Here is a 23,914-nt window from a genome sequence, read left to right on the forward strand (position 1 = left end):
TACTTCCAACACAAATGTATTTCCTTTTTCTGCTTGGTCAGTATTCCTCTAAACCATGGTTGTTCTAAACCATTGATGAGAACCGATATGATCCATACCGACACCATTTACAACCAAATTCAACATACATCATGTTGTACATACAAGCCTCAATTCATTAAAGATACTGGAACATATGAAGAAATCGTAAACAAGTATCCGTATTACAAAAAAATCCTTCATTATTTCTGCTAACCCCATCGCAGACCCAATTGTTGTAGTTGCCCTACAAAAATAAAACCACAAGAACGGCTGCGTTTAATGGATTCAGTATTGAAGTAGAACAAAAGGCAAATTTACAGTGCTATTCTCACAGAATCGACAATGAATTAGCTGGTACTATAACAGATAAATTAGCATACAAAAAGCTCAAAGCCATAAAAGCTCTGAGCTTTCTTATTAGTTGTGCTTTGGTGTTCTTAAGCATCCGTTTGTTGAATAGGAGAAAATACCTTTCCATATTGCGGAGAAAGGGAAATCAATTTTACATTTCCAGAAAAATGGGGAAATCCAATAAAAAATCTAGAATTAATCAGCACTATTTATTTATAAGGTTACCCTACTATCGGGAATTTCCTGAAATAACGAGATATAACTATCGTCTCTAGAGGTAATTGATTAGTATACATTCCTACGATATTCTTTGTTAGCGAAATCTTTTTCGTAATTTATATAATTAAAATTAGTTGAAACAACAATAGTTGAATGACTTACTTTAATATCTTCGATTTCCCTTTCCGCCTCTTGTTTACTTGAAAACGATTTAGATAATGTAGAATAATAAACCCAAATACTCCAAGCTGGAGAAGGATGCATCATTTTTTTATTGATATAGATACTAGGGTATTTTTCCTTAAATGTATCAATTACGTAATAATCAAGAGTTCGGGAAATTTCTTTTCCAGGTTGAAACCAGTCATTGTGGCAATGCCATCCCTTGGAGCTCATAAGTTCTCTAATTTTTTTCTGGTCCTCAGAACTATTATGGAACAGCATAATAAATGCTGTCTTCTCTTCTTCGTCAAACCATATTCCTGTTTCATCATTAAACATAAATTGTTACCCCATTTTCTTTTTTATGGCATTTGACTGTCGATATCCTAATATGTCCACGCTGTCTACTGTAAGTAGGGTAGGGAAATACTCCCTCTTTTTTGGTGATTAAATTTAAAGTTCTTTGAAATCATAAAAAGACAAAAAACCGCCCAAAACCGCCCTAATGCGACTTTTTGGAACAAAAGTTACTCCCTTAAATTTTTATAAATACGCTCATATCTATCTATAAAATCACTAGGAGTCAGTTTTAATTGATGACTTACATCAATTATTTGGTTTATTAAATCATCTAGTTTACTCTGTAGTTGTCTTTCTGTTTCTTTTTTAGCACTTGTATTGTCAAACAAACTTATTTGATAACCTTCTTCAGTCGTGATTTTGCTAGGATTAACCTTTGTTTCTTTTTCTTCATCCTTAATTTGTTTTAAGTTTAATTTCTCGCCTAACAATTGGTCATAAGTCTTATTTAATAATTTTATTATCTCCTCATAATCTCCCTCGTTGGAAATTTTCTCTGCTAAACCACTCTCTAATAATTGATAAATACCTTGGGTAGCTTCTACATCTTTTGTTTCTTGAGGTTCGGGGCAGAAAAGGAGCCTTCTTTGCTCCTGAGCAAATTTAATAGTATGTTGAGTTCCACTCTTAATTGGAGACTGAATAGGACATACCCCTAGTGACAACCCACTTTGAATTCGATCCCTTTTAACAAATGAATTCCTATATGTTTGTCCGCCTAAAGGTATTTCCGAAATCAATAGACCATTATTCTCCAGTATATTATGTGCTATGTCTGTATTTTCCTTTGGATAAATTTTATCCAAACTCCCAGCCATAACCGCAATAGTATGACCATTTGCTTTTAAAGCACCTAAATGACCAGCAGTGTCTATGCCTAAAGCTAACCCACTGACTATCACATAATTTCTCTTGGCGAATTGAAAAGCTATTTTTATTGCTGCTTTATAGCCTTTTTCTGTGGCTTTTCTAGTTCCGATAACAGCGATAGAGTTATGATTGTTTAATAAATTAATATTACCTTTACAATATAAAATCGGTGGCGGATCATCTATAAGTCTTAATAAGGCTGGGTAATCTTCTGAACCTATATGTATTACCTCGATACCATGTTCTTTATGTTTAATTATTGACCTTTCCGCATTTTTTATTTTCATTTTTAGATAATTTAAGTCAAGTACTCTTTCTACCACATTGGAGTTTCTCAGAATTGAACGCAACTTAATTTCATATTTATAAATATTACTTTCGGTTAAATCAGGTAATTGGACACATAATTTTTTTATAGTTTTAATTCCTAAACCTTCAACATTACTTATCGCCATCCAAAATGCTGTTGACATTAAAACACCTCTTCCAATAACTAGAAAGGTAGTTCTTCAATTTCAAAATCTTTGAAATTGAATTGACGGAGATACCTTTCTTTCCCAGCATTATAACCCAAGAATTCTCCTTCAGATGCAACCCAAAAGGGTTTTCCATTCGCATGCTTAAAATTCAATCTATATTCCTCATTGTTTTCATCACTAATTTTAGCATGAAATGGGCCGTTTGCATTTGATTGCATTATAGCAAGCGGTAAAATTGTTACCTTTGAAGCACCACTATTGTATAAAACTTTAGCACATTCCATAGTTGTTGAACCACTAGTTAATACATCATCTATTAATAGTACATGACCGTTTACTCTCTTTCTACATGCAAAGGCATCTAAAACATTCAATGCCCTATCATGAAATGAACCAGCTTGTTTCTGTTTTTCATAGGGCCTAACCGTGAATAATAAATTAGTATCAATGATATCCCTATCACTATTTAGCAGTTCGTGATCAATAATCAAATCTAATTGGTTAGGAGCATCAGGTTTTGGAGGAACAACAGTAACTAAATCAATGTCCTTAAAGTTTCTTCTTGCTATTTCGATATTCGTCTTTAGACAACGAGCCAAAGAATCAGCAGCGTAGGGTTTAAATTTTTTCAACCTATTAATCATATTCGATAAACAATGGGTATAATACCTGTAATCATTAAAGACAAAATACCTGCCTGCATATAGTAAATTTGCTTTAATATCCTCATCTAACTGGTGACTTATCTGCCCGATCGGTAATAAATAGCCCTGACCTCTAAGTTGTTCAACTGTAATCTCATTATAACTTCCTTTTATTTTATTATTAATCAAGACTTCTCTTAAGTGCTTTAAATTTAGTATAAGGTCTGGTAAATGTTTATTGTCAATAGTTGTATCAATACTTTCAATCAACAAAATTGTTGATAGATTTAAACCATGAGCATGTTCGATGCTAGTAAAGCACCCTGTTAATAAAACTGTATGGTATGGATTTAGTTCATATGAATTTAAGAAAGTTGATAAAGAAATAGGTTCGTTAACACGACACACATACAAAGATTGTCCATTAACCGAATTAGGACCCGCTGTTACACAATATACATTATATTTAAAATTCAACTCTCTAACTAAACTTTCAAAATCTTGCTTATTTAGAAATTGGGTTAATGAGTCCAAGTCGATAATAATATTTCTTAAATTAGTACATAATGAGAACATGATATTTCCCCCTCAAATTTCAGACAAAAGTGTAATCAATTCCTGTGGATCATTGACTAAAAAATCCGCCCCTGCTAACTTTAACTCCCTTTCTGTAGATTCTCCCCATAAAACACCAATAGCAGTCATTCCTGCATCTTTGGCTGCCATAATATCATTAGTGTGATCGCCTATAGAAATAACTTCTTCTGGCCTAACATCTAAATTAGTTGCACATTTTAACATTGGGTCAGGGAAAGGTTTTCTTTTATCACAATCGTGATAGCATATTAAGTCATTGAAATCAACCGTATGGTGTTCCAATACCCTACTGGCATAGGGCCGAGGTGAATTAGTTACAATACCAACAAGGTAGCCTTTTTCTGATATTAAGTTAGACAATAAATCATCGAAAATTGGAAATGTATTGGTAGCGATTCGAGGATAACAGTTAGTCCAAGGATGTTTTCTTAATGACTTTATCTCTGAAGTATTTATAAGAGTATCGTCTAAATCAAAAATAATAGCTCTATAGTTTGGCATAATTTTTAAAAACCCCCTCTATTTTCCTATTAGTATTTTACCATAATCCAATCTTAAAATTACACTGCATTAGATAATTTTTACCATTTTTCTTTTGTCTTTTGGATAATTGACTTTTACAATAAGTGTCTCCAATTTTTTATTGATAAAAAAACCCACCAATTGGTGGGTTTTAGATTTTGTGCTTCAAACTACATTTCGTTGGAAATATGATTTCGAACTGTTTTCTCGCTGATGAATAAATCACTTGCTATCTCTTTTGTTGTCTTATCTTGGACTAACAGTTCGAATACTTCTTTTTCTCTCTTTGTGAGCAACGGTTTGTGTGTAAAATCATTGTCCTTCAATTATGGTAACCCTCCTTGCCTTCGCCAGCTTTAAACCGCGGGGATGGGTATTGTCGGTCGTCAGAATATCATATGTGAAGGTGCGGTTTAGAGTGACTTAGAGAAGAAGTAAAATAAAAAATAGGCAGTGATTCATTCACACACGATTTAAGATGATGGGGACATGACTGAATGACAGTCAAATTTCTTTCTCATCTCTTCTGTCCAAGGAACACCTTTTCCCGTCTTACGTGAAATCTGTACCATTGTTCCTCTGCCAACGAAGCAGACCTCTTGCTTTTCATTTACGCCCATATAATGCAGATCGACTGAAGAATTGCCTACACTGGCTGCTTTGACAAAAACATTCAAACGTTCGCCAAAGTAAACTTGTTTCAAGAAGTCACATTGCAGATCTGCTACAACCGGAATCGTGTCATGATCGGCCTTTACCCAATCCTGCATGAATCCTTTGTATTTAAAAAAGTCGGTTCTCGCTTCCTCAAAATATGTAAATGGAATTGTGTTATTTAAATGTCCAAACATATCCGTCTCGGAAAAACGAACCTTTACCTCTATGGAGAAATGAAATTCTTTTTGCCATGTGTCTATATCCTTAATGTATGTAATATGTTTCAAATTGGCTCCTCCTTCTGTGCAGTTTATAAAATGAATGAATATTCATTCTTTTTTGTTTATTATAATTGTTTTTTCTTCATTTAGGAACCGTTAAGCTCCAAAAACTTCAATATGTGGAACTTCTTTATTCCGTTTTTTGATTTCCGCGCAAGTCTTTGCTTTCCGCGGGTGGCCGTTGAGCCTCCCGCCGCGGCCGTCTCATATTGATTGGAGGGAATCTTTCCATCTGGCACAGCAATCTTTTAGTTTTGGGCGATAATCTTTTAGTTTCAGCCGATTATCTTTTACAATTGTCAATTAATCTTTCGACTTTCCGCTATTATCTTTCTATTCCGCTAATAATTCCGCCACTTGGCAAAATAAGGGAAAAACCAAATAAATCTCCACAAATAGATACGAACAATTATCCACAAGTCCAAAGGCTTGATCATTTCCTTCACAATAAAAAAGCACTTCCCCGAAGGAAAGTGCTTTTGATATTAGTCTACCATATGATCGCTTCCGAAGAAGTTTTTGAACATTTGGAAGGATGTTTCGCGGTTCAGTGCTGCGATCGATGTTGTCAAAGGAATACCTTTTGGACAAGATTGCACGCAGTTTTGTGAGTTACCGCAGTTGGCAAGGCCACCGTCTCCCATGATCGACTCCAGGCGTTCGTCTTTGTTCATGGCTCCTGTTGGATGCGCATTGAAAAGACGGACTTGGGAAAGAGGCGCAGGTCCGATGAATTCGGATTTGCTGTTTACGTTCGGGCAAGCCTCCAAACATACTCCGCACGTCATGCATTTGGACAATTCGTATGCCCATTGACGTTTTTTCTCCGGCATACGCGGACCAGGTCCAAGATCGTATGTGCCGTCGATCGGGATCCATGCTTTTACTTTTTTCAGACTGTCAAACATCCGGCTGCGGTCGACCTGTAAGTCGCGCACGACTGGGAATGTTTTCATAGGCGCCAAGTGGATCGGCTGTTCAAGCTGATCGACAAGAGCTGTACAAGATTGTCTCGGCTTCCCGTTAATGACCATAGAACAAGCGCCGCAGACTTCCTCAAGACAGTTCATGTCCCAGTTGATCGGCGTAGTCTCTTCACCTTTTGCATTGACCGGGTTACGGCGGATTTCCATAAGAGCGGAAATCACGTTCATATTCGGACGATAAGCTAATTCGAACTCTTCTTGATAAGGGGCTGTTTCAGGGCTGTCTTGACGAGTAATGATAAAACGTACTTTTTTGTTTTCACTCATCATTTATTTCCCCCTTTTTTCTTAGAATAGTCGCGCTTACGAGGTGCGATCAAGGATGTATCTACTTCTTCATAATGGAATTCAGGTGAATTCGTTGATGCATTGTATTTTGCCATTGTCGTTTTCAGGAACTCCTCATCATTACGTTCAGGGAATTCCGGCTTATAGTGTGCACCGCGGCTTTCATTACGGTTAAGTGCCCCGATTGTGATGACTCGTGCAAGCTGAAGCATATTCCACAGCTGACGCGTAAACATAGCCCCCTGATTGCTCCACTTAGCCGTATCATTGATATTGATATTTTTATAGCGCTCCATAAGCTCGACAATTTTCGCATCTGTTTCTTTCAGCTTGTCATTATGACGCACAACCGTTACGTTGTCAGTCATCCATTCGCCAAGCTCTTTGTGGATCACATATGCGTTTTCAGTACCGTTCATGGACATAATTTCGTTCCATTTGTCTTCTTCTTGCTTCACATAGCGCTCGAAAACGGATGAAGGTACAGATTCACTTGTTTTTTCCAAACCACTGATATATTTGATCGCATTAGGACCTGCCACCATACCGCCGTAAATGGCTGATAGCAGAGAGTTAGCTCCCAATCGGTTACCGCCGTGCTGGGAGTAATCACACTCACCGGCTGCAAACAGACCAGGAATGTTCGTCATTTGATCATAATCAACCCATAGTCCACCCATTGAATAGTGAACGGCAGGGAAGATTTTCATCGGTACTTTACGTGGGTCATCACCCATGAATTTTTCATAGATTTCAATGATTCCACCAAGTTTGATATCAAGCTCTTTGGAATCTTTATGAGATAAATCAAGGTATACCATGTTTTCCCCGTTGATTCCAAGTTTCTGATTAACGCAGACGTCGAAGATTTCACGCGTCGCGATATCACGTGGTACCAGGTTTCCGTATGCAGGATACTTTTCTTCAAGGAAGTACCACGGCTTACCATCTTTATACGTCCATACACGTCCGCCTTCCCCACGTGCAGATTCACTCATCAGACGCAATTTGTCGTCTCCAGGAATCGCTGTCGGGTGGATTTGGATGAACTCACCGTTTGCATAGTATGCACCTTGCTGATAAACGATCGATGCCGCAGAACCTGTGTTGATGACAGAGTTTGTGGACTTACCGAAGATGATTCCAGGTCCCCCTGTGGCCATGATCACAGCGTCTGCCGCGAACGATTTAATTTCCATTGTTTGAAGGTTTTGCGCTACAATTCCGCGGGCAACTCCCTCGTCATCCACGACCACTCCAAGGAATTCCCATCCTTCGAATTTATTGACAAGACCTGCTACTTCATGACGGCGGACCTGTTCGTCCAATGCATAAAGAAGCTGCTGCCCTGTTGTTGCACCGGCAAACGCAGTACGGTGATGCTGAGTTCCTCCGAAACGTCGGAAATCGAGCAGCCCTTCAGGTGTACGGTTGAACATGACTCCCATACGGTCCAGTAAGTGGATAATACCCGGTGCTGCTTCTGTCATTGCTTTAACCGGAGGCTGGTTCGCTAAGAAATCCCCTCCGTATACAGTATCATCAAAATGTTCCCAAGGAGAATCCCCTTCTCCTTTGGTGTTTACGGCTCCATTAATACCACCTTGAGCACATACAGAGTGGGAGCGTTTAACGGGTACAAGTGAGAATAAATCTACTTCCGCTCCAACTTCTGCTGCTTTGATTGTGGCCATCAAGCCGGCTAATCCGCCGCCGACTACAATGATTTTGCCTTTACTCATCGTGACTCACTCCTTTTCCTACCAAAGTTGCCAGCTGATTTCTATCAGACTTCTATATTTTCGACTCTTATACAAATGCGAAGATTGCGCGCATACCAACAACCGATAACGCTACAAAAATTCCGATCGTTACATATGTAGCTATTAATTGAGAACGTGGCGAAACGGTGATTCCCCAGCTCACACAGAATGACCATAAGCCATTGGCAAAGTGGAAAATCGTTGAAAGTACTCCAATAACATAGAATACAAGCATGAATGGATTAGATAAAATGTTCTCCATCATTTGAAAGTTCACTTCTGCTCCGAATGCAGCAGCAACCCTTGTTTCCCACACATGCCATGTCACAAAGATAAACGTGATTACCCCTGAGACACGCTGAAGCAGGAACATCCAGTTACGGAAATAGCCGTATTTAGTGGCGTTATTCTTAGATGTGAACGCAATGTAGATTCCATAGATCGCATGGAAATACAATGGTAGGAAGATGATAAAGATCTCAAGGAAATAACGGAAAGGCAGACTTTCCATGAAATGTGCCGCTTGATTGAATGATTCTTCCCCGCCTGTTGCAAAATGGTTCACGACTAAATGTTGAGTTAAAAATAATCCAACTGGAATAACACCTAGTAATGAATGAAGCCTGCGATAATTGAATTCTCGATTTCCAGCCATGATTTACCCCCCTTAATCATAAAATATGAGGCCGTTTTCTAATCAACATTTTCATTAGACTACGATACATACTTTATGTTGTAACAATTATGTGACAAGTTTCATTTTACTCCCCTGAAGTGGAAGCGTCAAGAAAACGGATACATAAATTCGACAATATCGCTAAAATATTTTTAATATAAAGATAACAAATAAAACCGACCAAATACGCGTTTAATAGTTAGAAAATTCTCATTATTAAACAAAAACATTATACCACCAAAATATCCCAACTTTCATTTTAGATGTTTGGGATGATAAATCCTCTTTACATGTATATAATAGTTTTATAGAAAGAGGGGATTTACTTGGAACAAAAAAAAGAAGAAATCTATGAACCGACCGTTCCAATTTTTGGCTACGAAATGATAAGGGATATCCTGCTTCCGGATATTTTAGGAAAACACACTCCCGAGATCTTATATTGGGGAGGCAAGCAGCTCTCCAGAAAATTCCCCCTTCAATCAATGGATGAATGCTCATCCTTTTTTGATGAAGCAGGCTGGGGAACACTGACGGTTGTCGAACAAAAGAAAAACGAAATGACCTTTGAATTGCGCGGTTCGTTTGTCGAAAGACGATTATCACTAAAGTCGGACGTTACATTTAAATTGGAAGCCGGTTTTCTTGCAGAGCAAATCCAGCTCCAAAAGAAATGCACCACTGAAGCAGCTGAAGAAATACATAAACGAAATCAATCCGTGAAGATCACGGCCCGCTGGGATGAAAAAGATAAAGTCGAATAGGTGCACGAACGAAATAGATGAATGGGAAAAGGGTTGACTCTGTTGAGGAGTCAACCCTTTGTTTGTTTCTTACAGTGTCACTTCTTCGACTTGGACGGCATCCAATTTGAACGCCGTATGTAAGACTCCGGCAGCTTTCTGTAAATTTTCCTGATCGACCACGGCCGACACCTTGATTTCAGACGTACTGACCATTTTGACTACAATGTCATTTTTGGCAAGGACCTCGAACATCTCAGCAGCCACACCCGGATTTGAAATCATCCCGGATCCGACAATGGATACCTTCGCAAGATCGCGTTCATGTTCGATATGAGTGAAGCCCAGTTCTCCCTGGTTCTTTTCCAATACAGCGAGCGCTTCATCGAGGTCATGCTCCTTGATTGAAAATGATAGATTCGTTGTATTCCGGTCTGTCTGACTTTGGATGATGATGTCTACGTTCAAATGGTTCTTGGCCAGTGTCGTGAACACTGAAGACAGGCCTGTCAGGGCATTTCCGAGTCCGAAGACGGTCACCCGTACAATTTCATCTTCGAATGCGACACCTCTTACCACTAAATTCTGTTCCATGCTTGCTTCCTCCTCAATATACGTACCTTCCACTTTTTCAAGACTTGATCTGACTTCTAATGGGATTTGATAATTTTTTGCAAATTCAACAGCCCTCGGGTGAAGGACCCCTGCACCCAGATTGGCGAGTTCGAGCATTTCATCATACGAAATGGAAGGCAGTTTGCGCGCACCTTCAATATAACGCGGGTCAGACGTATAAACTCCGTCGACATCGGTATAAATATCGCACCGGTCAGCTTTTAATGCAGCTGCGATGGCCACCGCTGTCGTATCGGAACCTCCTCGTCCGAGGGTCGTGATTTCCCCGGATGGTGTCATCCCCTGGAATCCTGCTACAATGACGACTTTTCCGCTTTGAAGCTGTGTTGTCATTTTTTCGGTATGGATATTGGTGATACGTGCATTGCTATGAACGGATTCTGTCTCGATCCCGGCCTGCCATCCAGTATACGAAATGGCCTCCTGACCGGCTTGGAGCAATGCCATCGTCAATAGAGAAATTGTCACCTGTTCGCCTGTTGATAAAAGCATATCCATTTCTCTTTTACTTGGGTGAGAAGTGATTTCCCTTGCTAAACCGACTAGTGTATCAGTTGTTTTACCCATAGCGGACACGACAACCACAACATCATTTCCCCGATTCTTCTCCTCCAAAATCCTTGACGCAACATTTTGAATTTTTTCAACAGAACCTACTGAAGTTCCACCGAATTTTTGAACGATAATACTCACAGCTTCTCCTTCTTTCTCTTTGAGTGTAGAAATTAAATCTTTTTCTGAAGAGAATCATCTGACTGCTGCAAATCCCGCTGCCTGCTGAATGACTTTAACGCCGGCAGTCCCATGCCAAATAATAAAAAAAGCAATGAGACGGATATCTCATTGCTTTATGAACTTAGAGTAAAAAATACTTAATCGTTCATCGGCATTGTGAGATAGCTCTCCAAGATTGATTCATCTTGACAATCCTGCATTTCTTAAACGCAGAACCAGCGGAATTAGTATGAGCCTAATACCACTTCGGCGACTCTCCCCTTTCCAGACATCTCGACGGAGCCCATACTCCTCTTTGCCTGTACTCTTGAAGTTCGCACCTCTATCACCACTATTTAAAGTGATAATGTTTTAAATTATCGATAATTATAGCACACGAAAATAATGGAAGCAATGAGTTTTTTCAGAATTTTTTCAGTTTAAATTTTTTCGTTTATATACCTTCAAATACCGCTTTTGATCTCCGTGCAGGACTTCGCTTTCCGCGGGTGACCCGTGAGCCTCCTCGGCTTCGCCTGCGGGGTCTCACATTGGCCACTTCTCCCGCATGAGACCTTCGTCCTGCACTCCAATCAAAAGCTGGAGCAGGGTAATATTTCAACGTGTACAGTGAACCGCGAAAATCTCCACTGCTATTCCTGCAGTTTCTCGTGCAGTACTTTTGCTACACCTTCCGGAATCCCGATATCCTGAAATTCCTCAACCGTTGCTTCTTTCATTTTCTTCATGGAACCAAAATGTTTAAGAAGCTGCTTTTTCCGCTTGGGTCCGATTCCATCGATTTCATCCAGTATGGACTGGAAGACGCTTTTCCCGCGGAGCTGCCGGTGGAAGGTGATGGCAAAGCGGTGGACTTCGTCCTGGATGCGCTGAAGCAGATAGAATTCCTGACTCCGTTTTTCAAGAGGGACGATCTGCAGCGGATTCCCGTACAGCAGCTCGGATGTCTGATGCTTTTCATCCTTCGCGAGGCCGCCGATGGGTATATCAAGACCCAGTTCATTTTCAATCACATCACGGGCTGCTTCTATCTGTCCTTTCCCGCCGTCAATGATAATGAGATCAGGGAGAGGAAGACCATCCTTCAATACTCTTGAATATCTTCTCCTCACCACTTCCCGCATCGATTCATAATCATCCGGTCCTTTGACGGTTTTTATTTTATACTTTCGATACTCTTTCTTTGCAGGCTTTCCGTCTATGAAGACAATCATGGCCGAGACAGGAGCGGATCCCTGTATGTTCGAGTTATCAAATGCTTCGATTCGGAAGGGCGTATAAATCCCCATTTGTTCCCCTAATCTTTCAATCGCTTTGATGGTTCGCTCCTCGTCCCGCTCAATCAAGGCGAATTTCTCATCAAGCGCCTGTTTGGCATTTTTCTCAGCCAATTTCACCAGCTCTTTTTTCTTTCCCCTCTTCGGTTGTGTGATTTTGACTTCAAGTAATTTTGATGCCATCTCTTCATCGATTTCTTCAGGAAGGAAGATTTCCCGAGGTTTGAAATGGTTCGCTTTTGAATAGAACTGGCCCAAGAACGTAAGAAATTCATCTTCCGGTTCGTTGTAAAGGGGAAACAGCGAAACATCGCGTTCAATGAGTTTTCCCTGTCTTACAAAGAATACCTGTACACACATCCACCCTTTATCGACTGCAAAACCAAACACATCACGGTCGGTAAAATCCGTCATCGTCATCTTCTGCTTTTCCATCGTTGCTTCGATGTGAAGGATTTGATCACGGAATTCCTTGGCGCGCTCAAACTCGAGGTTTTCAGATGCTTCTTTCATCTTTTCGGATAATTCCTTCTTGATTTCTTTGTATCCTCCGTTTAAAAATCTGGCAATTTCATCGGTCATTTCCCTGTACGTATCCTTGCTTACTTCTTTCACACAAGGGGCCAGGCATTGTCCCATGTGATAATATAGACAGACTCTGTCAGGAAGGGTTGTGCATTTTCGTAATGGATAAAGGCGATCCAGGAGCTTTTTCGTCTCGTTTGCCGCGCCTACATTCGGGTAGGGTCCGAAATACTTGCCTTTTCCCCGCTGCACTTTACGAGTCGTGATCAATCGGGGATGTCGTTCATTTGTCAACTTAATGAATGGGTAGCTCTTGTCGTCTTTCAACATCACGTTGTATTTCGGATCATATTTTTTTATCAGATTCATCTCGAGCACAAGTGCTTCCAGGTCCGAAGAAGTCATAATATATTCAAAGTCTTCTATTTCCCCTACCAGCCTCTGTGTTTTGGCATCATGTGAACCTGTAAAATAAGAACGCACACGATTTTTTAATACTTTTGCTTTTCCAACGTAAATAATCGTGCCCTGTCTGTCTTTCATCAAGTAGCAGCCCGGCTGATCGGGCAGCAAAGCCAATTTATTTGTAATGACAGGATTCACGGTCTCTCCCCCTTTTTATCTTCCCACTTATAAACTTTTATCGTTGAGTATACGGGATCCAATATCTCCTGGGAGTGAAATGATTTCACTTCTTTGATCCTGGAGCCGATATCCGCTCCCTGTTGTTTAAATCCGTTTACAACTTGATTCGTTATATATATATCCTTCCCGGTATGTCTAGTATCCTGCAGGAATTGTGAGTAAGTTAAGACACGTTTATGGGAAAAGTCTGCATTTAAATAAGAGAAAACCCTCGTTTCTTCCCAAGTATAGACAATGATCGGCGAATCATCATTTTTCCCGGATAAGTAGTCGGCTGCCTGATAGACTGCCGGAGGCTCTTCATGATACTCATGCAGGATGTTTAATCCTGTCCCCAAATGAATGAACAGCCACAGAATCAATAAGCCTCCGATGGCTTTGGTCATCTTTTTCATCCAGCCGGTAATCAAGAAAAAGGCAAGCAGTACAGCCAAAGGCAGGATATGTCTGGGTTTATCTATATTTTGGGCAAACAGGCCCCAGAAGAAATATGAGAAAAAAGAAACCAGCAGTAAAATTGTGCCCGGATCCAGATTCTTCAATCGCAGGAAGCGCAGATTCTTTATCGTCAGTAAAAATAGCAGTACCGATATGATCATAATCAAAAGGGATTGGGTAAAAAGGCCGTTCCAAAGGATATTCGTCATGATATAGGTACCCAGTCTCTCAACAATAGGTGAACCAGACTCTGCAGTACCACCCCATTCAGTAAAGTGGCCGCCGGTAAAACCGAAGGCAATTTGCAGCAGCGTTGAAAGACTTCCTGTATTTGCAGCCAAAGCAGAAACCCATATTCCTTGGGATAGGATAATCAGAACAAGGTGAAAGCTTATTGCCTTCAACTTGAAAGAAATCTGTTTGTGTTCCCTCCAGAATATATACCAAAAATAGATAAGCCCTATTCCAAATCCAATATAAGACAGCCTTACCCCCATCAATAATGAAAACAAGATAATGGGAAGGATGGCGGAATCTTTCGTACGAAGTGAAACCGCTCGATGAAGGCTCCATAGATACCACCACAGAATGGACACTGCTGCCCCTTCACTCATCGGAAGCACCAGCATGATGCCCGGATAAGAAAGGGAAAATAATAATACAGCGGCAATGACCGCTTTTTCTTTAACGAGATATTGACGGAAAAGCCAGTATACCGGAAGGATGGAGCTGATCCATAAAATTGTATTAAATGCTTGTAGCGAACGGACGGGATCATCTATAACGAAATGCAGCAGCATGCCCCCCAAAATAAAAAATGGGTATCCTGGAAAATGAGGCTGCATTTTTAAAACATCAAAGTCCAGGACCCCATAGGCATAATCGACTTCATCCCAGCTGGATGCATAGGGAGGAAGCAGTAAAAGCCTGAATACAAAATAAAGCAGGAACACACTGACTGATGCGATCATCCATTTTCTAAATTGCTTCTCATTCAACATGATACTATCTCCTATACTGTCCAGTAAAAATAAAAAACCAACTGGATCAGAAACAAGCTTCTTAGCCTATTGTAAGGCTTTCAAAGGATTGTTTCCAATCATTAGTTGGTTTAAAGGGGTCAAGCATTGATTGATTTCATATCATCGGATTTTTTTATCGTTTTTTTCTGTTGTTCGGGTCCCGCGGGAACTGAGGATTTCCGAAAAGGATTGATGATCTTATCGGTCCTGATCAGGTATATCCACAAGAAGACAAATCCGAAGTAGAACCAGTAAGCCAATACCTGTTCAATGGTAGGATTATGGCTGTACCCGAACATCGCTGCCATAAACAGACCAACCTGTCCGCTTATGAGGACTTCCTCACCGGTATCACGTTCGTAATGAAGCTCATCCTGATAATGCTCAGGCATGATTTCTACAATATCATATACAGCAGCCGGCTTGCCTTCTGCCGTTGTATAAAGGGAGCCCATTTTTCCAAGATCCTGGAGTATCCCTACTCCTTGAACAAGTAACCCTGCAGCAATCAGCATGATCAGGACTCCGGTTACATTGAAGAATGTTTTCAGCTTGAACTTCATCGTACCAGAGAAGAAAGCATAACCGAGAACCAGTGCCAATAGCAGCCCGCTCAAAGCTCCATAGCTTGTGAATACTTTGGTGACATCCCCGCCGCTGATAGCCGCAAAGAAGAACACGGTCTCGACACCTTCACGTAAAACGATCAAATAAGAATGAATGATCATGGCCGATACGCTTCCGGCGGTCAGAGCGGCATTGATTTTTTTCTCCATTTCCGTATTGATCCCTTTGGACTGCTTCTTCATCCAGCCGACCATATGTGTCAACAGGAATACCGAAGCAAACATGATTCCGACCTTCAGGTAAACCTCCGCTCCGAAACTTGAGAAGCCGGTAAGGACCACTTGGAATAACAACGCAACGAGAAAGCTCGACACGAGAGCAAGGCCAACCCCTACATATACCCATTTTTTATACTGATCGGCGTTTAGCCTTGTCAGGTATGAAATAATCAATCCAACGATAAGAATCGCTTCTAAACATTCTCTCAATGTAATTAAAAATGCCTGAAAATCCAACTTCCTTCCCCCTTTGTTGCTTCATTACTTTTTATTTTTACGTTTGTTTAAAACAATAAGAACGATTAACAGCAGAATAAGTGCTATTGAGAAAAACAGCCAGAAGCTTGAACTCCCACCTTCACTTAAACCATTCAGCAACCCAAGGTTTTCTTCGTTCAAGTGGCTTTGATCTGCTTCTTCTGAAGGAATCGGAAACAACGGACGCAGTTCATCAATAATGGATTCTACTTCTTTATTGAATGCTTCAGGGTCATTATCTTTACTCCCGATTCCGAATAAACCGGGATTTCCCAATGATTTCAATGCTGTATCGAATGACGCATAGATTTTGTCTGCCCGTTCCTGATTTTCTTCCTCCACTACGTAAGGCTCAAGGACGTTATACGTTCCTCTCGCTTTGGCAAGGAGTAGCTTGGCTTGACCGTAATCATCAAATTGTTCCTGGGCAAAGTGCAGCCTTCTTTCGATATTGAGCATCAAGGCAGCTCTCCAGCACTTTAATAGCAGTTCTTTATCCTTTTCTTCAAAAGCCTTATTTATGTCAGGTTTAACTTTTGAGAAATACAAGTCAAAATCTTTTTCATAGGAATCATATATTTTTTTGGCGCTATCCCAATCGTCATTTTCCAGATTTGTTTCAAGCTCTTTATAGGCTTCTGCAATTTTTTCTTCTCCCGGATCTCCATAGGAGTAGGCTGAAGCCTGCGATGGGATAAATATGTAATTGAGAATAAATATCAACGTAAGACCAAAAAAAAGACTCTTTTTCATATACGGAAATCCTCCTGTCTATTCAATGATAATGATTATCATTATGATTGTCAATACAGTATCAAAGGCTTTCAGCCCCTGATTGTGACACTTTGTGAACGTTTTCTTCCACTTTCACCTTTTCAACCGGTCTCTTCATCTCTTTGATAATGGCCGGAATGACATTGAACATATAGGCCTTGAACTTGATGAATGATTGTCCTTTGGTCCGGACCTTGTACGTGATCGGGACCTCCTTCATCCTGAATCCTTTTCGCATGATGTTTAAGGTAACGACTTGAGCATAATTGTAATCATGGATGATTTCGGCATGCTCCATCACTTGTTTTGAAAAAGCCCTCATACCGGACTGGCCGTCATAGATCCACGTTCTCAGCAAAAGGGATTGTAATAGGGTAAAGCAATAATTACCTAGCCGGCGGTGTATTTTCATCCCGTCAATCGTGCCTTTGAATCTCGAACCCATTGTATAGTCGGCTCTATTATTAAATATGGGCTGGAGGATATCAGGGATTTGATCTGCAGGATATTCCCCGTCCGCATCAATCATGACGCCGATATCAGCTCCCCGGTTCAGCGATTCTTTCAATCCTCTTCTGACAGCAGCCCCAAGACCTGAGTTCCTGTCCATATGTACGATATAATCCGCACCTGCTTCCTTTGCGACGTTGACGGTACTGTCAGTCGATCCGTCATTGATGACCAATACCTCAACCGTCACATCGGGATGAAACGTCCTGGGAATGTCACGGATGACATCCCCTATCGTTTCCTCTTCGTTGTAAGCAGGCAAAAAAACAATCACTTTTTGCTTATTCACGATGCTCTTCCTTTCTTATAAATGCTTCTTCCAAAACGGGCCCGCGCGCATGACTCGGAAAAGGAGCCCCAAGAAGATGCGCAATTGTACTTGCCATGGAAACAAGGCTATGTCTATCCTCTACCTTACGGCCCTTGTGAATGGTAGGGCCATGCATGATAAATGGTACGAATCGTTCACCTTCATCGAGGTGCCCGTGCCCTCCGATTCCATCCGCCTGGCCGTGATCCGCACAAATGATCAACGTTGTATCTTCCATCTTTCCTTCTTCTTTCATCCAGCCGACGAAATCCTCGATCAGACGGTCCGCTTCTTTTATCTTTTGCAAGTATTCGTCATATAACACACCTCGGCTGTGACCGGTCTGGTCCGTACCGATCATTTGTACAATAAACAAATCAGGATCCTGCTCTTTCATGATATGTTTTGCTTTTTTCATAATGGTGGGATCAGCCTTATCATTGTGCATAACGGCAGTATAGGTTTCAACGTCATCCCCCATGGAATCCACGAGGTGGGCGACCCCGAGCAGCCTTCCTTTTTTGCCTGCCTTGCGTAATGAATCAAAAATGCTTTCCACTTTGATCCCGAGCTTCCACACCATATTGGACGTTATGCCATGTTCATGAGGATAGGTCCCTGTGAACATGGAAGAAAAGCAAACGACCGTTCTTGCAGGATAGACGGTTTCCATATTGGTGAATTCGGTTCCTTCTGCTTTCAATGAATCAAGAAAAGGTGTGTCTGCATCCTGAAACCGTTCCTTCCTCATACCATCCACCACGATGACAACTACTTTATCCGTTTGATCTTCGCTGCCCTCCGGGGATTCCTCGGCATAATCCTCATACATCTTGGGCTTCCAGTCAAACAAATACCTGTGAAGGACATAAGTAAATAGGAATAACCCTGCGTAAAAACTGAACATATTTATGACAGGGAGCTGCTGCCCCGTATTTTGAAGAGAAATCGTATATTCCCAGATCGACAGCAGCAGCAGGAACTTAGGCAGCTGCTCCTGGGCATTTCCGCTCGTTGAATCACTGTTTTTCAGCACCAGCTTCCAGAATCGGGTGAAATTTAACCATGACGTACCGATTCGGAGATGATAATATAACGTCCCCCAGAACAGGATCGTAAAGAAGAAATACAACCCTGCCGCAAACAGCATCAAGGACAGATTCCATTCCCAGCCGATAATAGAGAAGGCAACGACCGGGATCCAAAGATAATTCCTTAAAAACAAAGGAAAGTCATAGATGAAATATATGATAAATAGGGGCAGTGTAACCGCCAGGCCAATCAGAAAACTCAGCCAAAATGCCGGTGAAGCAATGTCCCCGATATGAAATAAAAGCATCGCCCCAACTGTGAAAATAGGTGTGAACGGCTTGCCTTCATTCAATAAATTCCAGCAGCGGGCAGCAAATTTTTCAAACTTAGATGCGCTTTTCATTGAAGTCTCTCCTTTCTCTCACTAGCTTCTTCAATTTTTTAAAGGTAATTGGGTAGTTTATCAGTGCATAAATACCTGCCGCATACGAGAACAGGAATTTTATAAGATGTGTCACAATGGCCAGCTGCATTCCTTCTTCCCAAGGAATATCATATCTGTTCAGTCCGAAAGCCATGATTGTTTCATAATTTGCCACACCGCCAGGAGTGATTTGAAAGACTTGTCCGAGAATGGTCAAGCTGTTCACCCATATTGCCTCCAGTATAGAAATATCGACAGCAGCGGCTATACAAACAGAAAGAAGCAAAGCAGCTTCAAGGACCCAGCTCAAAAATACGAGAAAGAAAGAGTAAAAGAGCGTTCTTCCTTTTGACAGGGAAACCAGCACGTTCCATTGCTGCATGAGAAACTCTCGTTTTAATAGAAAAACAGCCGCAACAACAAGGAAGCAGCCCATTCCAGCAACGGCGATGAGCATGGGTGACTTTATGAGAAATGTGGAGGACATCCCTAAAGAAACCAGGATGAAAAGGCTGATGATATCCATCAGCCGGACAATGATGACAGATTGAACAGACACTGATTTACTTACATTTTCCCGCTCAAAGAATATGTAGGAACGGATGATGTCCCCGGCTTTGACGGGTAATAGATGGTTTAAAGCGAGACTGTACCATAGACCAAACATCGCGCTGGAAAGCCGGATGGAACCATGAAGTAATAGCTTTATAGCTGACCCTTTCAAATAGAAAGAAGTGCCATAGAGCACCACCCCTGTCAAAATGATCACCGGGTGCTCAGCCAGCCTTTCAATCAAGACCAGGAATTGTTCTCCATCCCATCCTGTTGCTATGAACCATATAAAGAAGCCTACTATCCCGATTCCCACTGAATATTTAATCAGTTTATATAAAGTCTTCATTGTTCTCAGCCCACTGGATTGTTTTTTTCAACCCCTCTTCAATGGTCGTTTTCGGAGAATAATCAAGGTGATTCTTCGCTTTTGATATATCTGAATGAGTGGATAACACATCGCCTAGACGATAATCAGTAAAATCCAGTTTCATTGAGGGAAAAGAACTCTTCAAAATATCCAATAACCGGAGCATTTTCACCTCACGTCCACTGCCGAGGTTATATGTTTCCCCACCCCTTCCATGAAGCAGCGTCAAGTATATCCCTTCCACGATGTCATCAATGAATGTATAATCCCTCCCGCTGTCGGCGCCAAATATGGAGATTGTTTCCCCGGTGAGGGACTTCTTAATAAACTTTGGAATGGCCATGTCCGGCCTTCCCCAAGGTCCGTATACAGTGAAAAACCTCATGATATTCAAGTGTAAACCGTACATTCCTGCATACATATGACAGAAGCTTTCAGCACTCCATTTAGAGGCTGCATAGGGGGAAACGGTCTTTCCATCCGCGTCTTCCTCTTTTAACGCGGCTCCGGGTTTATCACCGTATACGGAAGAGGAAGAAGCAAAGAGGAATCTGTTTGTCCCTGCTTCACCGCATGCTTCCAATATATTGATTGTTGCCTTAATATCATAATCCACATATGTCAGCGGCTCTTCAATTGAATAAGCGACCCCTGGCAAAGCAGCCAGATGGATGACCGCATCGGGATTTATTTCTTTCATGAGGTCTTTGATTGATTCACGATCCAATAGATCCATTTGATAGAAATCTTTCAGCGGAAAGTTAATGACCTTTAAATGATGTCTCTTTCTTTTTTCTGGGTAATAGGTATGAAGGGAATCAATGATGATGACTCTATGCCCTTCCTTCATCAGCCTGGCGGCCATATGCATACCGATGAACCCCGCTCCGCCTGTCAGTACAATTTTCACATTTATCACACTCGCTTTTACACAATAGCTATAGTTTAGCATAGAAATGAAATAGACAATAAGAATACACAAAAAATAGAGGCTGGCCCCAAGCAAAGGGTCAGCCTCCGTTCAATCTGTCTTAAAGCTGATTCAGGATATCGAGAATAGCTTCACTATGCTGTTTTGCTTCGTCACCTTTTTCAGAAGAAACGGCTTCGAACCATTTTTGTGAGTGATCGAATAACTCTTTGGATTTCTCTTCCCCAAGCTTGTTCTTGATGTTCACTTCGAGCATTTTACTGAACATATTACCTTCCATTGCCTGTTCCTTCGCTGAAGCTACTTCACCTTTATCAAGTGATTCCGTCACTTTCTCATGGTACCCTTTCACTTTTCCTGTAATGGCTTTCGTGTAAAGGCTGTTTACTTTTTCAGCATCGATTGTTGCCGGGTCATTCTCTAAAGAGAAAATGTCATTCAGCTCGGCAGCAGCCGCTTCGTCTCCACCAGATAAGGAACCTTTGATTGCCTGCAGGAATCCATACCCTTCTGCCTGCATGATGGCAAGTTCCTCTGTATTCCCTTCTTCGACTGCCTTGCTGATTTTCTCACCGTAGGAATTAGAAGCCATATAATAGCTTTGATAGATTGATTTATCCGTCACTTGTTTGTATACTGAAAAATCTTCTGCATTTGAATTGGCGATCGCTTCTTCTTGTAAAGAAAGACCATTTTTGATGTTTTCAACCATGCTTGATTCTCCGGATAGCTCATAGTAACTGTCACGCTTTTCCGCAGTTGGGATAAAGACGTTTTCAGCAAGGTATTTTACTTCATCCATTTTCTTTGCTGCATCCTCACCTTTGTCCGCTTTCAGATCTTCAGCCGCTTGCCCTTGAAGGCCTTTTTGCATTTGATAGAAATAAGACTGTGTCACTTTATCGATTATCTGGCGTGCAACGTTTTTGTCGAGATCCCCTGACTGTCCGCCTGAAATAGCGGCTTCAATCGCTTGTGAAAATTCACCATCCACTTCATTTACGTGTGATTGTAAATCAGAAGTGTAGATTTCATTCACTTTATCCCAATCGACTTCTTGATCTTCTTTCATTTTCTCCAATTCTGCTTTCATATCTGAATAAGCTTTAACCTGAGTTTCCGATGTCAGAGCAGCTTCTTCTTTTTGATCTTCATTTGAATTTTCCTTGCTTTCTTCAGCAGACTTTTCTTCTTTCGGCTCGTCTGAAGCACTGGAACATCCTGCCAATACTGAACCCGTTAAAAGAAATGCTCCAAAGATTTTAGCTAATTCTGACTTTCTCATATGTATGTACCCCCAGCAAATAATTGATAATGATTTTCATTCACATTATATCGAGAACGATTCTCATAGTCAACGATTATTTATAAATGTATCTGCTTACATCACCTTTCATACGCCTTCAAACCAAAAACAAATACAGGACAATATAACGATTTACATCCATAAAAAAAAGCCGAGGCTGAATGTAGCCTCGGCTTTTCAATCAATGCTCATTAAGCATGTTTAGTTAATAATTCAGCAAGAGCTTCTTTAGGCTGGAATCCGATTACTTTATCCACTACTTCCCCGTCTTTAAGGACAACTAGTGTCGGGATGCTCATTACACCGTATTTACCAGCAGTTTCTTGGTTTTCATCAACGTCAACTTTGACGATCTTTACTTTGTCTCCCATTTCGCTGTCAAGCTCTTCTAATACTGGAGCGATCATTTTACAAGGTCCACACCAAGGTGCCCAGAAGTCTGCCAATACCAGCCCAGAGTTTGTTTCGTTTACAAAGTTTTGATCAGTAGCATTTGTGATAGCCATTATATATGCCTCCTAATTTCATTAAATCTAACGTAAGTATATCACCGAACTTATTGCTATGCTATAAATCTGCTCGTTGGTAATATACCCTTCAGTGAACGTTCTATTCAAGCCTTCAAAAAAATAAGGAGTAACCATATTGGCTACTTCCTTATTTCATTCTAATATAATTTGTTTACCCGTTCATTCACTATTGAAACTTACTGATTATGAAGAAGCGACTTTAAGCTTCTTGAATTCTTCTGTCAGCATCGGAACCACTTCAAAAAGGTCACCGACAATACCGTAATCAGCAACATTGAAGATATTTGCTTCCGGATCTTTGTTGATGGCAACAATCACTTTGGAGTTAGACATACCCGCTAAATGCTGGATAGCTCCAGAAATTCCGCACGCGATATATAAATCCGGAGTGACAACCTTACCAGTCTGTCCGATTTGTAGAGAGTAATCACAGTAATCCGCGTCGCAGGCACCGCGTGATGCACCTACAGCTCCACCAAGAACGTCTGCCAATTCTTTCAGCGGCTCAAAGCCGTCTTCACTTTTCACTCCGCGTCCGCCCGCAATGATGACTTTCGCTTCAGACAAGTCTACACCTTCACTTGCTTTGCGTACTACTTCCTTAATGATTGTACGTAAGTCTTTCACATCCACAGACAATGAGGAAACATCGCCGGTACGTGACTCATCTTTTGCCAATGGTTCAATATTGTTTGGACGGATTGTAGCAAAGATCAAACCGTCAGTGACGATCTTCTTCTCAAATGCTTTACCGGAGTAGATAGGACGTGTGAAAACAAGGTTTCCTCCCGCTTCCTCCAGGTGCGTCGCATCGGAGATCAGCCCCGTGCTAAGCTTACTGGCAAGCTTTGGTGACAAATCTTTTCCTAATGCAGTGTGACCGAAGATGATTCCTTCCGGTTTCTCCTGCTCGATGACAGCCATCAATGCCTGCGCATACCCATCAGAAGTGTATTGTTCAAGCTTATCGTTTTCAACAACAATCACTTTATCTGCACCATACTGGATCATTTCCTGGCCTAAAGCGCTTACTTCTTTGCCCGCTAAAACACCGATGACTTCGCCGCCTTCTGCAACGGTTTTACCTGCAGCTACCGCTTCAAAAGAAACGTTACGCAATGAACCGTCTCTGACTTCTCCTAGTACCAATACTTTTCTTGCCATGTTAAATACCC

General features: G+C 41.1%; 22 protein-coding genes and 1 riboswitch. Of the genes, 1 reads left to right on the forward strand and 21 read right to left on the reverse strand.

Annotation, left to right across the window (positions count from 1 at the left end; genetic code table 11):
• Positions 1-657: 657 nt before the first annotated feature.
• The 9 genes from ACUXV2_RS14140 to ACUXV2_RS14180 all read right to left on the reverse strand — a co-directional run bounded on the left by ACUXV2_RS14140 (position 658) and on the right by ACUXV2_RS14180 (position 8,855).
• The gene (locus ACUXV2_RS14140; protein WP_446243823.1) at positions 658-1,092 is read right to left on the reverse strand and encodes a hypothetical protein; all 435 of its coding nucleotides are present in this window, start codon (positions 1,090-1,092) and stop codon (positions 658-660) included.
• A 188-nt stretch (positions 1,093-1,280) separates the two neighbouring features.
• Entirely contained in the window at positions 1,281-2,456 is a 1,176-nt protein-coding gene (locus ACUXV2_RS14145; protein WP_446243824.1) for a DNA-processing protein DprA, read from the reverse strand.
• Positions 2,457-2,476: 20 nt separating this feature from the next.
• Entirely contained in the window at positions 2,477-3,682 is a 1,206-nt protein-coding gene (locus ACUXV2_RS14150; RefSeq protein ID WP_446243825.1) for a ComF family protein, read from the reverse strand.
• Positions 3,683-3,694: 12 nt separating this feature from the next.
• Positions 3,695-4,204: an HAD family hydrolase gene (locus ACUXV2_RS14155; protein WP_446243826.1), complete on the reverse strand. Its 510-nt coding sequence runs from the start codon at positions 4,202-4,204 to the stop codon at positions 3,695-3,697.
• Between the two features lie 191 nt (positions 4,205-4,395).
• Positions 4,396-4,551 carry a helix-turn-helix domain-containing protein gene (locus ACUXV2_RS14160; protein WP_446243827.1) on the reverse strand — a complete coding sequence of 52 codons (156 nt, stop codon included), beginning with the start codon at positions 4,549-4,551 and terminating at the stop codon, positions 4,396-4,398.
• A gap of 147 nt (positions 4,552-4,698) precedes the next feature.
• Positions 4,699-5,169, reverse strand: coding sequence for an acyl-CoA thioesterase (locus ACUXV2_RS14165; protein ID WP_446243828.1), 471 nt, complete (start codon positions 5,167-5,169; stop codon positions 4,699-4,701).
• Positions 5,170-5,648: 479 nt separating this feature from the next.
• On the reverse strand, positions 5,649-6,416 hold the full coding sequence (sdhB, locus tag ACUXV2_RS14170; protein WP_446243829.1) for a succinate dehydrogenase iron-sulfur subunit: 768 nt from the start codon (positions 6,414-6,416) through the stop codon (positions 5,649-5,651).
• On the reverse strand, positions 6,416-8,179 hold the full coding sequence (gene sdhA / locus ACUXV2_RS14175; RefSeq protein WP_446243830.1) for a succinate dehydrogenase flavoprotein subunit: 1,764 nt from the start codon (positions 8,177-8,179) through the stop codon (positions 6,416-6,418). Before sdhA ends, sdhB begins: the two co-directional genes overlap by 1 nt.
• Positions 8,180-8,246: 67 nt before the next feature.
• On the reverse strand, positions 8,247-8,855 hold the full coding sequence (locus tag ACUXV2_RS14180; RefSeq protein WP_446243831.1) for a succinate dehydrogenase cytochrome b558 subunit: 609 nt from the start codon (positions 8,853-8,855) through the stop codon (positions 8,247-8,249).
• Between the two features lie 347 nt (positions 8,856-9,202).
• On the opposite strand from ACUXV2_RS14180, the gene ACUXV2_RS14185 reads away from it, so the two are divergent.
• On the forward strand, positions 9,203-9,640 hold the full coding sequence (locus tag ACUXV2_RS14185; RefSeq protein ID WP_446243832.1) for a YslB family protein: 438 nt from the start codon (positions 9,203-9,205) through the stop codon (positions 9,638-9,640).
• Between the two features lie 69 nt (positions 9,641-9,709).
• On the opposite strand, the gene ACUXV2_RS14190 is transcribed toward ACUXV2_RS14185, so the two are convergent.
• The 12 genes from ACUXV2_RS14190 to ACUXV2_RS14245 all read right to left on the reverse strand — a co-directional run bounded on the left by ACUXV2_RS14190 (position 9,710) and on the right by ACUXV2_RS14245 (position 23,903).
• Positions 9,710-10,948 (reverse strand): aspartate kinase, encoded by a 1,239-nt coding sequence (locus ACUXV2_RS14190; protein ID WP_446243833.1) that lies wholly within the window; start codon positions 10,946-10,948, stop codon positions 9,710-9,712.
• Between the two features lie 196 nt (positions 10,949-11,144).
• Positions 11,145-11,323: riboswitch (Lysine riboswitch) on the reverse strand.
• 299 nt (positions 11,324-11,622) lie between these two features.
• The gene (gene uvrC, locus ACUXV2_RS14195; protein ID WP_446243834.1) at positions 11,623-13,395 is read right to left on the reverse strand and encodes an excinuclease ABC subunit UvrC; all 1,773 of its coding nucleotides are present in this window, start codon (positions 13,393-13,395) and stop codon (positions 11,623-11,625) included.
• Positions 13,392-14,876 carry a hypothetical protein gene (locus ACUXV2_RS14200; protein WP_446243835.1) on the reverse strand — a complete coding sequence of 495 codons (1,485 nt, stop codon included), beginning with the start codon at positions 14,874-14,876 and terminating at the stop codon, positions 13,392-13,394. Before ACUXV2_RS14200 ends, uvrC begins: the two co-directional genes overlap by 4 nt.
• Before the next feature lie 119 nt (positions 14,877-14,995).
• Positions 14,996-15,979, reverse strand: a complete 984-nt coding sequence (locus ACUXV2_RS14205; protein WP_446243836.1) for an FTR1 family iron permease — start codon at positions 15,977-15,979, stop codon at positions 14,996-14,998.
• Between the two features lie 24 nt (positions 15,980-16,003).
• Entirely contained in the window at positions 16,004-16,753 is a 750-nt protein-coding gene (locus ACUXV2_RS14210; RefSeq protein WP_446243837.1) for a hypothetical protein, read from the reverse strand.
• Between the two features lie 61 nt (positions 16,754-16,814).
• The gene (locus ACUXV2_RS14215) at positions 16,815-17,573 is read right to left on the reverse strand and encodes a glycosyltransferase family 2 protein (RefSeq protein ID WP_446243838.1); all 759 of its coding nucleotides are present in this window, start codon (positions 17,571-17,573) and stop codon (positions 16,815-16,817) included.
• On the reverse strand, positions 17,566-19,029 hold the full coding sequence (locus ACUXV2_RS14220; RefSeq protein WP_446243839.1) for an alkaline phosphatase family protein: 1,464 nt from the start codon (positions 19,027-19,029) through the stop codon (positions 17,566-17,568). The genes ACUXV2_RS14215 and ACUXV2_RS14220 overlap by 8 nt, the downstream gene beginning before the upstream one ends.
• Positions 19,013-19,951, reverse strand: a complete 939-nt coding sequence (locus ACUXV2_RS14225; RefSeq protein WP_446243840.1) for a lysylphosphatidylglycerol synthase transmembrane domain-containing protein — start codon at positions 19,949-19,951, stop codon at positions 19,013-19,015. The genes ACUXV2_RS14220 and ACUXV2_RS14225 overlap by 17 nt, the downstream gene beginning before the upstream one ends.
• Positions 19,935-20,882, reverse strand: coding sequence for an NAD-dependent epimerase/dehydratase family protein (locus ACUXV2_RS14230; RefSeq protein WP_446243841.1), 948 nt, complete (start codon positions 20,880-20,882; stop codon positions 19,935-19,937). Before ACUXV2_RS14230 ends, ACUXV2_RS14225 begins: the two co-directional genes overlap by 17 nt.
• A 121-nt stretch (positions 20,883-21,003) precedes the next feature.
• Positions 21,004-22,188, reverse strand: a complete 1,185-nt coding sequence (locus ACUXV2_RS14235) for a hypothetical protein (RefSeq protein WP_446243842.1) — start codon at positions 22,186-22,188, stop codon at positions 21,004-21,006.
• A gap of 212 nt (positions 22,189-22,400) precedes the next feature.
• Positions 22,401-22,715, reverse strand: coding sequence for a thioredoxin (trxA, locus tag ACUXV2_RS14240; protein WP_446243843.1), 315 nt, complete (start codon positions 22,713-22,715; stop codon positions 22,401-22,403).
• A gap of 207 nt (positions 22,716-22,922) precedes the next feature.
• A complete protein-coding gene (locus ACUXV2_RS14245) occupies positions 22,923-23,903 on the reverse strand; it encodes an electron transfer flavoprotein subunit alpha/FixB family protein (protein ID WP_446243844.1) in 981 nt (326 codons plus the stop codon).
• Positions 23,904-23,914 lie beyond the last annotated feature (11 nt).

Source organism: Rossellomorea sp. NS-SX7 (genome assembly GCF_052828565.1).

Excerpts from the sequence above, each read along its gene's own strand:
- ACUXV2_RS14145 (WP_446243824.1), bottom strand. The coding sequence starts at position 2,456 with ATGTCAACAGCATTTTGGATGGCGATAAGTAATGTTGAAGGTTTAGGA.
- ACUXV2_RS14200 (WP_446243835.1), bottom strand. The coding sequence starts at position 14,876 with ATGTTGAATGAGAAGCAATTTAGAAAATGGATGATCGCATCAGTCAGT.
- ACUXV2_RS14140 (WP_446243823.1), bottom strand. The coding sequence starts at position 1,092 with ATGTTTAATGATGAAACAGGAATATGGTTTGACGAAGAAGAGAAGACA.
- trxA (WP_446243843.1), bottom strand. The coding sequence starts at position 22,715 with ATGGCTATCACAAATGCTACTGATCAAAACTTTGTAAACGAAACAAAC.
- ACUXV2_RS14180 (WP_446243831.1), bottom strand. The coding sequence starts at position 8,855 with ATGGCTGGAAATCGAGAATTCAATTATCGCAGGCTTCATTCATTACTA.
- ACUXV2_RS14210 (WP_446243837.1), bottom strand. The coding sequence starts at position 16,753 with ATGAAAAAGAGTCTTTTTTTTGGTCTTACGTTGATATTTATTCTCAAT.
- sdhB (WP_446243829.1), bottom strand. The coding sequence starts at position 6,416 with ATGAGTGAAAACAAAAAAGTACGTTTTATCATTACTCGTCAAGACAGC.
- ACUXV2_RS14225 (WP_446243840.1), bottom strand. The coding sequence starts at position 19,951 with ATGAAGACTTTATATAAACTGATTAAATATTCAGTGGGAATCGGGATA.
- ACUXV2_RS14150 (WP_446243825.1), bottom strand. The coding sequence starts at position 3,682 with ATGTTCTCATTATGTACTAATTTAAGAAATATTATTATCGACTTGGAC.
- sdhA (WP_446243830.1), bottom strand. The coding sequence starts at position 8,179 with ATGAGTAAAGGCAAAATCATTGTAGTCGGCGGCGGATTAGCCGGCTTG.
- ACUXV2_RS14155 (WP_446243826.1), bottom strand. The coding sequence starts at position 4,204 with ATGCCAAACTATAGAGCTATTATTTTTGATTTAGACGATACTCTTATA.
- ACUXV2_RS14245 (WP_446243844.1), bottom strand. The coding sequence starts at position 23,903 with ATGGCAAGAAAAGTATTGGTACTAGGAGAAGTCAGAGACGGTTCATTG.
- ACUXV2_RS14220 (WP_446243839.1), bottom strand. The coding sequence starts at position 19,029 with ATGAAAAGCGCATCTAAGTTTGAAAAATTTGCTGCCCGCTGCTGGAAT.
- ACUXV2_RS14235 (WP_446243842.1), bottom strand. The coding sequence starts at position 22,188 with ATGAGAAAGTCAGAATTAGCTAAAATCTTTGGAGCATTTCTTTTAACG.